The following is a 13,143-nucleotide window of genomic DNA, read 5'->3' as shown; positions in this document are numbered from 1 at the left end:
CGCCGATCTCGCTTGCCCAGCAACAGCAGGCCGCGAACACCGACAACTGGCAGGTGGTGCGGATCCAATCCGGGCAGACCCTGGGTTCGGTGTTCGAGCAACTCGGCCTTCCGGCCACGGTGATGCAGCGGGTGCTGGACCATCCGGGCACCCACGACGCGCTGACCAAGCTGCGCCCGGGCGCGGAGATCGGCTTCGACCTGGCCGACGGCGGCGACCTGCGCGCCCTGCGTTTCGACCGCGACGCCACCCACCGGGTGGAGCTGTCGCTGCTGGGCGACGACATCAAGGAAAAGGTGATCGAGCGCGAGACCAGCACGCGCACCGTGGTCACCAGCGGCGAGATCACCAGTTCGCTGTACGTGGCCGCGCGCAAGGCCGGGCTGTCGCCGTCGGCGATCGCCACGATGACCGACGAGATCTTCAAGTACGACATCGACTTCGACAAGGACCTGCAGCCGGGCGACCGCTTCAGCGTGGTCATGGACGAGACCTGGCGCGAAGGCGAGCGCATCGACACCGGCAAGATCCTGGCGGCGACGTTCACCACCCGCGGCAAGACCTACAGCGGCTTCCGCTTCGAGCGCGGCGGCAAGCCGGCCGAATACTTCGACGTGACCGGGCGGCCGCTGAAGAAAAGCTTCATCCGCATGCCGGTGTCCTACAGCCGCATCAGCTCCACCTTCGGCGCGCGCAAGCACCCGGTGCTGGGCACCATGCGCATGCACAAGGGCATCGACTACGCGGCGCCGACCGGCACGCCGATCATGGCGGCCGGCGATGCGCGTGTGCAGTTCGTCGGCACCCAGCGCGGCTACGGCAACGTGGTGATCCTGGACCACGGTAAGGGCTACAGCACCCTGTACGGGCACATGTCGCGCTTCGGCGGCGTCAAGGTGGGCCAGCGCATCAACCAGGGCACGGTGATCGGCTTCGTCGGCATGACCGGCATGGCCACCGGTCCGCACCTGCACTACGAATTCCGCGTGGACGGGGTGCAGCGCAATCCGGCCTCGGTGACGATGCCGCCGCCGACCCCGCTGGCCGGCGCCGAACTGGCCGCGTTCCGCGCGCAGACCTCGCCGGCGCTGGCGCGCATCCAGCGCGTGGAGAAATTGATCTACGCCGATGCCGACGAGCCGGGGGCGAAGAAGAAGAAGGTCGTCGCCTCGTCCAAGGCCGCCGCCTCGCACGACGCCGGCTGAGCGCCAGCGACCGGTTCCGCCGCGCCGCGCATTGACGGGCGGCGGTACCTGGCCCACGCTGCGGCGCCGACCGCCGCCTGGTGCCTTGCATGCCCTCGCCTTCCGCCGTTTCCGACGACGCCCTGTTCCTCGGCCTGATGTCCGGCACCAGCGCCGACGGCATCGACGCCGCGCTGGTGCGCTTCGACCATGACGGACGCCCACAGCTGCACCTGGGTCGCACCTACGCCTGGGCACCGCAGCAGCGCGCCGCGCTGATCGCGCTGGGCGAAGGCGGCGACATCGCCTCGCTGGACGCGCTGGGGAAGCTCGACGCCGAGGTCGCGATCGCCTTCGCCGAGGCGGCGCTGCGCCTGCTCGACGACGCCGGCGTGGCGCCGGCCGCAGTCCGCGCGATCGGTTCGCACGGGCAGACCGTGCGCCACCGCCCGCTGGCCGACCCCGCCTTTACCTGGCAACTCGGCGACGGCAACCGCATCGCGGAGTTGACCGGCATCGCCACGGTCTGCGATTTCCGCCGCCGCGACGTCGCCGCCGGCGGCCATGGCGCACCGCTGATGCCGGCCTTCCATGCCGCGATGCTGGGGGCGGCGCACGAGGACCGGGCCGTGCTCAATCTCGGCGGCATCGGCAACCTGACCCTGCTGCCGGCGCACGGCGCCGTGCGCGGCTTCGACACCGGCCCGGCCAACGCGCTGCTCGATGCCTGGTGCCAGCGCCATCGCGGCCAGCCCTACGATGCCGGCGGCGCGTTCGCCGCCAGCGGCGCGGTCGACGCCGACCTGCTGCAGCGCCTGCTGGCCGATCCCTGGTTCGCGTTGCCGCCGCCCAAGAGCACCGGGCGCGAGCAGTTCCACCTGCGCTGGCTGGAGGCCTGCCTGGAGGCGATGGCGCCTGCGCCGGCCGCGGTACAGGCGACGCTGCTGGAACTCACCGCGGTCACCGTCGCCGACGCGCTGCAGACACAGCAGCCGGCGACCCGGCAACTGCTGCTGTGCGGCGGCGGCGTGCACAACCCGCTGTTGCTGGCGCGGCTGCAGGCGCGGCTGCCGGACGTGCAGGTGCAATCGAGCCAGGCGCGGGGCCTGGACCCGGACTACATCGAAGCGATGGGCTTCGCCTGGCTGGCCCGGCAGACCCTGGCCGGACTGCCGGGCAACCTGCCGTCGGTCACCGGCGCACGCGGTCCGCGCATCCTCGGCGCGATCCACCCCGCCTGAGCGACGCGTCGAAGGTCAGAAGCCGCTGCCGGACGGCAGCGCGCGCAAGGCCGCGATCGCCTCCGACAGCGCATCCACCTCGCGGTGCTCGAACCCGCTGCGCACGTCGTGCTCGCTGGAGAACAGGCCTTGCTCGATCAAGGCCAGCACCGCCTGGCGTTGGGTCCAGCCACGCGCGACGGCGATGCGGCGGATGCGTTCGAGCAGGAACGGGTCGATATCGCGCAACACAAGGTCGCTCATGCGGACTCCCGGGCAACGGCGCACGGATGCGCCGTTACCCATCATCCGTGCCTCAGGGCGCCCTTTCAATCGCCGGACGCGGTGGCCTGTGGCGTCTGTTCGCGGATCCGCGGCCACAGCCAGGCCAGCAGCAGCAGGGTCGGGATCACGGTGAAGGCGCTGAGCACGAAGAAGGTGCTGTAGGACGTGGCTTCGACGATGTAGCCGGAGACGCCGCCGACGAACTTGCCCGGCAGGTTGGCCAGCGACACCAGCAGCGCGTACTGGGTGGCGGTGAAGTTGCGGTCGGTCAGCGAGGACATGAAGGCGACCAGCACGGTGCCGGCGAAGCCCTGGAACAGGTTGTCGGCGCTGAGCGCGGCGTAGAACGACCAGAGCTGGCCGGGGTTGTGCGCCATCAGCAGGAACGCCAGGTTGGACAGCGCCACGCCCAGCGCGGCGACGAGCAACATGCGCCGGAAGCCGAAGGCGGCCACCGCCAGACCACCGGCGAAGGCGCCGGCGATGCCCATCCAGACCCCGAACAGCTTGGAGACGGTGGCGATGTCGGCCTTGTCGAAGCCCGAGTCCAGGTAGAACGGGCCGGACATCACGCCGATCACCTGGTCGGGGAACTTGAACAGGCCCACGAACAGCAACAGCGCCAGCCCCAGCGCCAGGCCGTTGCTGGAAAAGAAGCTGGAGATCGGCTGCCAGAACGCGCCGACCACGTCGATTCTGCGCACCACCGTCGAGGCCGGCACCTCCGGCTCGCGGCACAGCAGGGTGGTGAGGATCGGCAGCAGCATCAGCCCAGCCATGACCAGATAGGCCACGGTCCAGTCGCCGTACTGCGCCAGATACAGCGCGCCGGCGCCGGCCAGGATCAGGCCGATGCGATAACCGAAGGTGTAGGTCGCGGCGAGCGCAGCCTGCGCCGACAACGGCGCGATCTCGATGCGATAGGCGTCCACCACCGAGTCCTGGGTGGCGCCGGCGAAAGAGGCGATCAGCACCCACAGCACCAGTGCGCCCACACTCAGTTCGGGGCGGGTGAACGCCAGCGCCACCAGGCCGATGGCCACGCCCAACTGCGAGACCAGCAGCCACGAGCGGCGCCGGCCGAGGAAGCCGAGCAGCGGGAAGCGGTAGCGGTCCAGCAGCGGCGCCCACAGGAACTTGAGCAGGTAGAAGAAGCTGGCCAGGCTGATCAGGCCGATGCTGCCCAGGTCCAGGCCGACGTCGCGCAGGCGCGTGGACAGGGTCTGCGAGGCGATCAGCAGGAACGGCAAGCCGCTGCCGAAACCCAGCAGCGCCATCGTCGCCGCCGACGGCGTGGCGAAGGCGCGCTTGATCCCGGCCCAGCCCTTGTAGGACACCGGCGCCGTGGAAGCACCGCCGCTCATTCGCGGTAGTCCACCGTGAACGGCGCATGGTCGGAGAAGCGCTGCGCGGTATAGATGGAACAGCCCTGCAGGCGCTCGCGCAACGCGGGAGTGACGAACTGGTAGTCGATGCGCCAACCGACGTCATTGGCGCGCGCCGCGCCGCGGTTGCTCCACCAGGTGTAGTCCTGGCCCTCCGGATGCAGCGCGCGGTAGGCGTCCACCCAGCCGCGGCCGCTGGCCGGGTCGGCGTCGTCGGCGCGATCGGCGCACAGGCCGTTGAGCCAGTCGCGCTCGGCGGGCAGGCAGCCGGAGTTCTTCTGGTTCGACTTCCAGTTCTTGATGTCCAACGCCGAGCGCACGATGTTCCAGTCGCCGCACAGCACGTAGTCGCGGCCGCTGTGCAGCCACTCCACCAGGATCGGCCGCAGCCAGTCCATGACCTGGAACTTGTAGCCCTGGCGCAGCTCGCCGGAGGACCCCGAGGGAATGTAGAAGGACACCACGCTCAGGTTGCCGAAGCGCGCCTCGATGTAGCGGCCTTCCTCGTCGAACTCGGGCCAGCCCAGTGCGGTCCGCACCTCGTCCGGCTCACGCTTGCTGTAGATGGCCACGCCGCTATAGCCCTTCTTGGTGCTGGCGTCGCGGAACCAGACCCGGTAGCCGTCCGGCAGGAACGCCGGCCCGGCCAACTGATGCTCCTGCGCCTTGGTCTCCTGCACGCACAGCACGTCCGCCTGCTGGGTGGCGAACCACTCGAAAAAGCCCTTGGTGGCGGCCGACCGCAGGCCGTTGGCGTTGAAGCTGATGATGCGCATAGAGCCGGGATTCGGGATGGAGGGATTGGGGATTCGTGGAAGCGTACCCCATGCGTGGACGCTGCACGCTCGCGACCAGCTATGCTTTTACGAATCCCGTCATCCCCAATCCCGAATCCCGGCCCCCCAATGACCGACTACCGGCAACGTTTCCTGCAACTGGCCCTGGACGCGGAGGCGCTGCGCTTCGGCGAGTTCACGCTGAAGTCCGGGCGCCTCAGCCCTTACTTCTTCAATGCCGGGCGCTTCGATTCCGGCGCCAGCATGGCGCGACTGGCGGCGTGCTACGCGGATGCGGCCGATGCCGCCGGGCTCGACTTCGACCTGCTGTTCGGCCCGGCCTACAAGGGCATTCCGCTGGCCACGGCAGTGGCCTGCGAGTACGCGCGGCGCGAGCGCGACCTGCCGCTGGCGTTCAACCGCAAGGAGGCCAAGGCGCACGGCGAAGGCGGCAGCCTGATCGGCGCGTCGCTGGCCGGCCGCCGGGTGCTGATCGTGGACGACGTGATCACCGCCGGTACCGCGATCCGCGAGGCGCTGGGCATCATCCGGGCCGCCGGCGGCGAGCCGGCCGCGATCCTGGTCGCGCTGGACCGCCAGGAGATCGCCGCCGAGCACGACCGCCGCTCCGCGGCGCAGGCGGTGGCCGCCGAAGCCGGCGTTCCTGTGGTCTCGGTCGCGCATCTTGGCGACCTGCTTGCATTCATCGACGGAAACGCAGACCTTGTCGGCTTCCGCGAACCGCTGCTGGCCTACCGGGCCCGCTACGGTTGCGCTTCGTCTGGCTGACAGCAGGGGGCTGCCACGATGCCGATCCGACCACGCAATCGCGTCCTGCCGGCCGTGCTGGCGCTGCTGGCCTTGCCGGTCGCGGCGCAACAGGCATCGGCACCGTCCAAGAAGCTGTACTGCTGGAACCAGGGCGGCCAACGCACCTGCAGCGATGCGCTGCCGCCGGAGGCGGTGAACCAGGCACGCGACGAGTTCAACGCGACCAGCGGCATGCGCAGCGCCGAGGTCGGGCGTGCGCTGAATGCCGAGGAACGCGCCGCGGCCGCCGCCGACGCCGCGCAGCAACGCGCCGACCAGGCCGCGCTGGAGACGCGCAAGCGCACCGACCAGGCGATGCTGCTGTCGTACCAGACCGAGGACGAACTGCGCCGGGTGTTCGCCGAGCGCATCGGCATCGTCGACAACAACATCCAGACCGCGCGCTACAACGTGGAGAGCCTGCGCCAGGGCCTGATCGGCCTGCTGTCCGGCGCCGGCGCGCGCGAGCTGGCCGGGCAGAGCGTGCCGGCCAAGACCGCCGTCGATGTGCAGCAGCGGCACCGCGCCTTGCTGTGGCAGTTGCGCATGCAGAAGAACTTCGAACAGCAGCGGCTCGGCCTGGATCAGGAAATCGAGGACGTGCTGCAGCGCTATCGCGCGGCCCGAGGCAGCGGCCCGGCACAGTCCGCGACCACCGCCGGCGGCTGAGCCGGCGCGCGGCCCGGCGCCCGGACGATCCCGGGCGCGGGCGAGCGACTCAGAAGGTCGGCGTCACCGCCGGCAACAGCGCCTGCAACTGGGCGCGGAACAGCGCCTTGATCCGCTCCAGCGCCGCCGTGTTGTCGGCTTCGAAGCGCAGCACCAGCACCGGCGTGGTGTTGGAAGCGCGCACCAGGCCCCAGCCGTCGGGGAAATCGGCGCGCAAGCCGTCGATGGTCAGCAGCCGCGCGCCGGCGAACGGCGAGCCGTCCTGCTGCGCCCGCGCGACCAGGTCGGCGACCAGCGCATGCGCGTCCTGCCCGTCCACCGGCAGCTTGATCTCCGGCGTGGCCACGCTGTCGGGCAGTTCGGCCAGCACGTCCGACGGCGATTCCTCGCGCTGGGCCAGGATCTCCAGCAGCCGCGCCGCCGCGTACAGGCCGTCGTCGAAGCCGTACCAGCGCTCCTTGAAGAAGAAGTGGCCGCTCATCTCGCCGGCCAGTTCGGCGTCGGTCTCGCGCATCTTCGCCTTGATCAGCGAGTGCCCGGTCTTCCACACCAGCGGGCTGCCGCCGTTGCGCAGCACGTAATCGGACAGCTTGCCGGTGCACTTGACGTCGTAGATCACCAGCGCGCCGGGATTGCGTTGCAGCACGTCGGCGGCGAACAGCATCAGCAGGCGGTCCGGATAGATCACCGTGCCCTCCTTGGTGACCACGCCGAGGCGGTCGGCGTCGCCGTCGAAGGCCACGCCCAGGTCGGCGTCGAAGCGCCGCACCGTCTGCACCAGATCCTCCAGGTTGCGCGGCTCGCTGGGGTCGGGATGGTGGTTGGGGAAGGTGCCGTCGACGTCGCAGTACAGCGGCACGACCTCGGCACCGATGGCCTCGAGCAGCCGTGGCGCCAGCTCGCCGCCGACGCCGTTGCCGGCATCGGCCACCACTTTGAGCGGGCGGTCCAGCTGCACGTCGTCGGCGATGCGCTGGATGTAGTCGTCGCCGACGTCGCGCTGCTGCAGCCGGCCCGGCTCGTCGGCCACCGGCAGGCGGCCGGCGCTGATCCGCGCGTGCAGGTCGGCGATGGCGGCGCCGGACAGGGTCTCGCCGCCGACCACGATCTTGAAGCCGTTGTAGTCGGCCGGGTTGTGGCTGCCGGTCACCGCAACGCAGCTGCCGGCACGCAGGTGGTAGGCGGCGAAGTACACCACCGGGGTCGGCGCCAGGCCGATGTCGGTGACATGGCAGCCGGCGCGGCGCAGACCCTCGATCAGCGCGGCCGACAATTCCGGCCCGGACAGGCGGCCATCACGACCGACCACCACCTCGTTGAGTCCCTGCTCCTGCATCACCGCACCGATCGCCTGGCCGATCAGCGCCGCGACCTGCGGGCTGAGGTCGCGGCCGACCACGCCACGGATGTCGTAGGCGCGGAAGATCTCCGGCGCCACCGTGAACGCCGGCACCGGCTTGGCCGGCGCCGCCTCCTCGGTGGCGGACGGCGGCGGCGGCGGCTCCTGGCGTTGCAGGCTCTGCTGCAGGGTGTGTTCTTCGGCGGCCGCCGCGCCGGCGCGGCGCGCCCGCGGCTGCGGCAGGCGCCCGCGCGCGGCCAACAACAGCAGCGCGCCCAGCACCAGGCACAGGCCGGCGACCAGCAGGCAAGGCAGCGCGCCCAATCCCAGCGGACCGGCTTCGGTATCCGGCAGCGAGGCGACCATGCGCAGGCCGCTGTCGCCGACCGGGCGCGACATCGCGTCGGCGCGATCGTGCAGCGCAGTGTCGCCAGCGGCGATCACGTCGTAGCTGCCCTGGCGCAGGGCCAGGTAGCCGGTGCCCGGCACCGATGCCTGCGCGACCGGGTCGGTCAGCAACGCCAGCGGCAGGCGCAGGTAGACCACCCCGGCGCTGCCCCCCAGCGAAACCGGCGAGGCCAGGCCCAGCCGGGGGCCGCCGCCGTCGCGGATCACCGCGCTGGCGAGCTTGCCGGTCATCAGCGCCTTCTCCAGCAGCGCCAGGCGGCCGTAGCCGAAGTGCGCCGCATCGGTGTAGCCCGGTTCCAGATCGGCCGGCAGCACCTGTGCGTCCTCGGCCTGCGCCCAGTCCGCACGCAGGGCCTGGGCGGCGGCCGCGGCGTCGCCGCGGCTCAGCGCTGCCTGCACGGCCGGCTGCTGCAGGCGCTCGGACAGGCGCTTGCCCACGCCCGCCAGCGCCTGCTGGGTCTGCGTCACCGCGGCATCGCGCGCCTGCTCCAGCGTGGCGGCGGCTTGCTCGGCCCGCCATTGCTCGACCCCGCTCCAGCCGAACCAGACCACCAACAGCACCAGCAGCACCGTCAGCAGAGGCGCCACCTTGCGCAAACCGTGCGGCACCGGCCGCGCTTGTGTTGCCTCGCTCATGCAGACGATCCCCTGTCAGCGCACTCCGGTATGGCCGAATCCACCCGTTCCCCTGGCGCTGTCGGCGAAAGTATCCACCACCTGCAGGGCGACGCGCACGACCGGCATCACCACCAGTTGCGCGATGCGGTCGCCGGGGGCGATGGTGAAGTCCTCGCGGCCGCGGTTCCAGACGCTGATCAGCAGCGGCCCCTGGTAGTCGGCGTCGATCAGGCCGGTGCCGTTGCCGAGCACGATGCCGTGGCGGTGGCCCAGGCCCGAGCGCGGCAGCACCACCGCGCACAGCTGCGGATCGGCGATGTAGATGGACAGTCCGCTGGGGATCAGCGCGGTGTCGCCCGGCGCCAGGGTCAGCGGCGCCTCGGTGGCCGCACGCAGGTCGAGCCCGGCGCTGGCTTCGGTGGCGTAGTCGGGCAGCGGCCAGCTGTCGCCGAAGCGCGGATCCAGCAGCTTCACCTGCAGTGGATAGGGCGTGGGAGTGCTCATGCGTGCAGCCTCTGCGCGATCAGGTCCAGCAATTGTTCGGCCAGCTGCGTCTTGGAGACCGCCGGGAAGTCGCGTTCGCCATCCTGCCAATAGGCGGTGGCCGCGTTCTGGTCGCTCTCGAAGCCGTTGCCGGCCACCCCCACCCGGTTGGCCACGATCAGGTCCAGGTGCTTGTCGGCGAGTTTGCCACGGGCGTAGCGCTCGATGTCGTGGGTCTCGGCGGCGAAGCCGACCACCAGCTTCAGCGCCTGGGTCTGCGCGGCGACCTCGGCCAGGATGTCCGGGGTACGGGTCAGTTCCAGGGTCAGGGTCTCGCCGCTCTTCTTGATCTTCTGCACCGCCACCTGCTTGGGCGTGTAATCGGCGACCGCGGCGGTGCCGATGTAGATGTCCGCCGGCAGCGCGCCGAGCACCGCCTCGCGCATCTGCGCGGCCGAGCGCACGTCGATGCGCTGCACGCCGGCGGGCGTAGGCAAATGCACCGGACCGCTGACCAGCACCACCTCGGCCCCCAGCCGGGCGGCGGCCGCGGCCAGCGCGTAGCCCATCTTGCCGCTGCTGCGGTTGCCCAGGTAGCGCACCGGATCCAGGTCTTCGTAGGTGGGGCCGGCGCTGATCACCATGCGCAGGCCGCGCAGGGCGCTCGTGCCAGTGGCAGTGCCGGAACGCGACGGGACGGCGGCCGCGGCCGGGGCGGCCGACACGGCGCTCTGGTCCGTATGCCCCGCCAGCGCGGCAACGATCTGCTCGGGTTCGGCCAGGCGGCCCGGGCCGGACTCGCCTTCGGCCAGCGGGCCATCGTTCGGGCCGACCACCTGTGCGCCGCGCTGGCGCAGGGTGGCGACGTTGGCCTGGGTGGCCGGGTGCAGCCACATGCGGTGGTTCATTGCCGGGCACACCGTCAACGGCGCGGTGCTGGCCAGGCACAGCGTGCCCACCAGGTCGTCGGCCAGCCCGTGCGCCAGGCGCGCCAGCAGGTCGGCGGTGGCCGGCGCCACCACCACGTGCTCGGCCCAGCGCGCCAGTTCCAGGTGGCCCATCGCCTGCTCGGCGCCGCTGTCCCACAGCGTGGTGCGGGTGAGATGGCCGGACAGCGCCTGGAAGCTCAGTGGGGTGACGAACTGCTGCGCGCCGGCGGTCATCGCCACCTGCACCTCCGCGCCGGCGTCGCGCAGGCGCCGCACCAGTTCCAGCGCCTTGTAGGCGGCGATTCCCCCGCCGACGCACAACAGCACACGTCGCCCCTGCAGGGGCCTTTCCAAAATCGGGGTCACGTCGGGAATGTCCTACCCATACAAGGACGATTAGCTTACCCGATGGTTTTTGGCGGCCTGATACCGTTGCGCCATGTCGGCCGGCACCCTGGCGATATGCACATCTCCGACTGGCCCTGCGAAGAACGTCCCCGGGAAAAGCTGCTGGCACGCGGTCCCCGGGCCCTTTCCGACGCCGAACTGCTGGCGATCTTTCTCGGCTCCGGCCTGCCCGGCAGCGACGCGGTGCGCACCTCGCGCGACCTGCTGCAGCGGCATGGGCCGCTGCGCACGCTGCTGGACCGAACACCCGGCGACCTGGTGCGCCTGCCCGGGCTGGGGCCGGCGCGCGCCTGCCAGCTGTCGGCGGCGCTGGAACTGGGCCAGCGCCACCTGGCCGCGGAACTGCAGCGCGGCGACACCCTCAGCAACCCGGTCAGCGCCGGCCGCTACTTCGCGCAGCGCCTGCGGTCGCGGCCGTACGAGGTGTTCGCCGCGCTGTTCCTGGACACCCGGCACCGCTGGCTGGCCTTCGAGGAACTGTTCCAGGGCACCCTGGACGGCGCCGAGGTGCACCCGCGCGAGGTGGTCCGGCGCGCGCTCACGCTCAATGCCGCCGCGGTGATCATCGGCCACAACCACCCGTCCGGAAACCCGGAGCCCTCCCCCGCCGACCGCGCCGTCACCGAGCGGCTGAAGCAGGCGCTGGACCTGATCGACGTGCGCCTGCTCGACCACTTCATCGTCGGCGACGGCGTGCCGGTCTCGATGGCGTCGCGCGGCTGGGCCTGAGCCGCCGCGATGCGGGGCGAACCGTGCTGGCGTGGCGCCCGTCCCGGCGCAGCCAGCCGGGATTCCGCAAGGCAGGCGACCGGTCCAGGCGCCGATGCGCGCCGGGCGCCGCGTCACGGCTGAGGTCGGGCTGAACCCGGGGCGGGCCGGGAGGCGGCGGGTCGGGTAAAATCGCCGGTTCCGCGCTTCAAGCAGAGATCTCGTGAAATCCCAACTCCGCGCCCTGATCGGTCAAGGCATCGAAGCCTTGCGCGCCAATGGCACCCTGCCGGCCGACACCCTGCCGCCGGACTTCGTGGTCGAGCGGCCCAAGACCCGCGAGCACGGCGACTTCGCCACCAATGCGGCGATGCTGCTGGCCAAGGCCGCGCGCACCAATCCGCGCGCCCTCGCCCAGCAGTTGGTGGACGCGCTGCCGGCCAACGACGACGTGAGCAAGGTCGAGATCGCCGGCCCCGGCTTCATCAATTTCCACCTCGGTCCCGGCGCCTACCAGCGCGAGGTGCTGTCGGTGCTCAAGCAGGGCGAGGACTACGGCCGCAGCCTGGTCGGCAACGGCCGCACCGTGGGCGTGGAGTACGTCTCGGCCAACCCGACCGGGCCGCTGCACGTCGGCCACGGCCGCGCCGCGGCCATCGGCGACTGCCTGGCGCGTCTGCTCGAGGCCAACGGCTGGAACGCCAAGCGCGAGTTCTACTACAACGACGGCGGCAACCAGATCGAGAACCTGGCGCGCTCGGTGCAGGCGCGCGCCCTGGGCAAGACCCCGGACAGCCCCGACTGGCCGGAGGAAGGCTACCGCGGCGACTACATCCAGGACGTGGCCGACGCCTACATGGCCGGCGCCGCTGTGGACCTGGAAGGCCACGTGGTCACCGGCGCCAAGGATCCGCAGGACCTCGATGCGATCCGCCGCTTCGCCGTGGCCTATCTGCGCAACGAGCAGAACCACGACCTGGCCGCGTTCGGGGTGGATTTCGACATCTACTTCCTGGAAAGCTCGCTGTACCGCGACGGCAAGGTCGAGGAGGCGGTGCAGAAGCTGATCACCTCCGGCCACACCTACGAGGACGGCGGCGCGCTGTGGCTGAAATCCACCGATTTCGGCGACGACAAGGACCGCGTGATGCGCAAGTCCGACGGCAGCTACACCTACTTCGTGCCGGACGTGGCCTACCACCTGAGCAAGTGGCAGCGCGGCTACGTGCGCGCCATCACCGAGCTGGGCGCCGACCACCATGGCTCGCTGGCGCGGGTGCGCGCCGGCCTGCAGGCGATGGACCTGGGCATCCCCAAGGGCTGGCCGGAATACGTGCTGCACCAGATGGTCACGGTGATGCGCGGCGGCGAGGAAGTGAAGCTGTCCAAGCGTGCCGGCAGCTACCTGACCCTGCGCGACCTGATCGAGGAAGCCGGCCGCGACGCCACGCGCTGGTTCCTGATCGCGCGCAAGCCCGATTCGCAGCTCACCTTCGACATCGACCTGGCGCGCCAGCAGAGCAACGACAACCCGGTGTTCTACGTGCAGTACGCGCATGCCCGGGTGTGCAGCCTGCTGCGCCAGGCGCAGGAGAAGAAGCTGGACTACGACCAGGCCGACGGCCAGGCGCAACTGAACCGGCTGAACGACGCGACCTCGCTGGAACTGATGCAGGAACTCTCGCGCTACCCGGAAGTGGTGGAGAATGCGGGGCATGCGCTGGAGCCGCATCTGATCGCGCAATACCTGCGCGAACTGGCCACGGCCTTCCACACCTGGTACCACGGCACCCCGGTGCTGGTGGACGACGCTGGCGAACGCAACGCCAAGCTGACCCTGGCGGTGGCGGCGCAGCAAGTACTGGCGAACGGTCTGAATCTCCTGGGCGTCTCGGCCCCGGAAAAAATGTGAGTGGAGAAG

General features: G+C 70.8%; 12 protein-coding genes (1 of these 12 cut by a window edge). 6 read left to right on the top strand and 6 right to left on the bottom strand.

The window, feature by feature from the left end:
• Nucleotides 1-1,205, top strand: the 3' portion of a protein-coding gene (locus QN245_RS02270; RefSeq protein WP_160968624.1) for a peptidoglycan DD-metalloendopeptidase family protein. Its footprint begins 250 nt before the window's first position; 1,205 of the gene's 1,455 nt are visible here — the last part of the coding sequence; the start codon falls outside the window, past its left edge; it ends in the stop codon at nucleotides 1,203-1,205.
• Nucleotides 1,206-1,294: 89 nt separating this feature from the next.
• Nucleotides 1,295-2,425 carry an anhydro-N-acetylmuramic acid kinase gene (locus tag QN245_RS02265; RefSeq protein ID WP_317844446.1) on the top strand — a complete coding sequence of 377 codons (1,131 nt, stop codon included), beginning with the start codon at nucleotides 1,295-1,297 and terminating at the stop codon, nucleotides 2,423-2,425.
• A gap of 15 nt (nucleotides 2,426-2,440) precedes the next feature.
• Here QN245_RS02265 and QN245_RS02260 read toward each other — a convergent pair whose 3' ends face one another.
• The 3 genes from QN245_RS02260 to QN245_RS02250 all read right to left on the bottom strand — a co-directional run bounded on the left by QN245_RS02260 (nucleotide 2,441) and on the right by QN245_RS02250 (nucleotide 4,850).
• On the bottom strand, nucleotides 2,441-2,668 hold the full coding sequence (locus tag QN245_RS02260; RefSeq protein ID WP_160968628.1) for a hypothetical protein: 228 nt from the start codon (nucleotides 2,666-2,668) through the stop codon (nucleotides 2,441-2,443).
• Nucleotides 2,669-2,733: 65 nt separating this feature from the next.
• Entirely contained in the window at nucleotides 2,734-4,053 is a 1,320-nt protein-coding gene (locus QN245_RS02255; protein ID WP_317844445.1) for an AmpG family muropeptide MFS transporter, read from the bottom strand.
• Nucleotides 4,050-4,850, bottom strand: a complete 801-nt coding sequence (locus tag QN245_RS02250; protein WP_184450083.1) for an exodeoxyribonuclease III — start codon at nucleotides 4,848-4,850, stop codon at nucleotides 4,050-4,052. Before QN245_RS02250 ends, QN245_RS02255 begins: the two co-directional genes overlap by 4 nt.
• Before the next feature lie 129 nt (nucleotides 4,851-4,979).
• Between QN245_RS02250 and pyrE the strand changes: the two genes are divergently transcribed.
• Complete coding sequence (gene pyrE, locus QN245_RS02245) at nucleotides 4,980-5,639, top strand: orotate phosphoribosyltransferase (protein WP_160968634.1); 660 nt, start codon at nucleotides 4,980-4,982, stop codon at nucleotides 5,637-5,639.
• 18 nt (nucleotides 5,640-5,657) lie between these two features.
• Nucleotides 5,658-6,329 (top strand): hypothetical protein, encoded by a 672-nt coding sequence (locus QN245_RS02240; protein ID WP_184647272.1) that lies wholly within the window; start codon nucleotides 5,658-5,660, stop codon nucleotides 6,327-6,329.
• 49 nt (nucleotides 6,330-6,378) lie between these two features.
• Here QN245_RS02240 and QN245_RS02235 read toward each other — a convergent pair whose 3' ends face one another.
• Genes QN245_RS02235 through coaBC form a run of 3 tightly spaced genes read right to left on the bottom strand, consistent with a single transcriptional unit; the run spans nucleotide 6,379 to nucleotide 10,472 of the window.
• Entirely contained in the window at nucleotides 6,379-8,712 is a 2,334-nt protein-coding gene (locus QN245_RS02235) for a phosphomannomutase/phosphoglucomutase (protein ID WP_317844444.1), read from the bottom strand.
• A 15-nt stretch (nucleotides 8,713-8,727) separates the two neighbouring features.
• Entirely contained in the window at nucleotides 8,728-9,198 is a 471-nt protein-coding gene (gene dut / locus QN245_RS02230) for a dUTP diphosphatase (protein WP_017907877.1), read from the bottom strand.
• The gene (gene coaBC, locus QN245_RS02225) at nucleotides 9,195-10,472 is read right to left on the bottom strand and encodes a bifunctional phosphopantothenoylcysteine decarboxylase/phosphopantothenate--cysteine ligase CoaBC (protein WP_317844443.1); all 1,278 of its coding nucleotides are present in this window, start codon (nucleotides 10,470-10,472) and stop codon (nucleotides 9,195-9,197) included. Before coaBC ends, dut begins: the two co-directional genes overlap by 4 nt.
• A 96-nt stretch (nucleotides 10,473-10,568) precedes the next feature.
• Between coaBC and radC the strand changes: the two genes are divergently transcribed.
• Both radC and argS read left to right on the top strand, forming a co-directional pair.
• On the top strand, nucleotides 10,569-11,243 hold the full coding sequence (radC, locus tag QN245_RS02220; RefSeq protein ID WP_160968640.1) for a RadC family protein: 675 nt from the start codon (nucleotides 10,569-10,571) through the stop codon (nucleotides 11,241-11,243).
• 202 nt (nucleotides 11,244-11,445) lie between these two features.
• The gene (gene argS, locus QN245_RS02215; protein WP_317844442.1) at nucleotides 11,446-13,134 is read left to right on the top strand and encodes an arginine--tRNA ligase; all 1,689 of its coding nucleotides are present in this window, start codon (nucleotides 11,446-11,448) and stop codon (nucleotides 13,132-13,134) included.
• Nucleotides 13,135-13,143: the final 9 nt, after the last annotated feature.

Source organism: Xanthomonas rydalmerensis (genome assembly GCF_033170385.1).
Classification (GTDB): Bacteria; Pseudomonadota; Gammaproteobacteria; order Xanthomonadales; family Xanthomonadaceae; genus Xanthomonas_A; species Xanthomonas_A rydalmerensis.
This window is presented reverse-complemented; position numbering and strand designations above follow the sequence as displayed.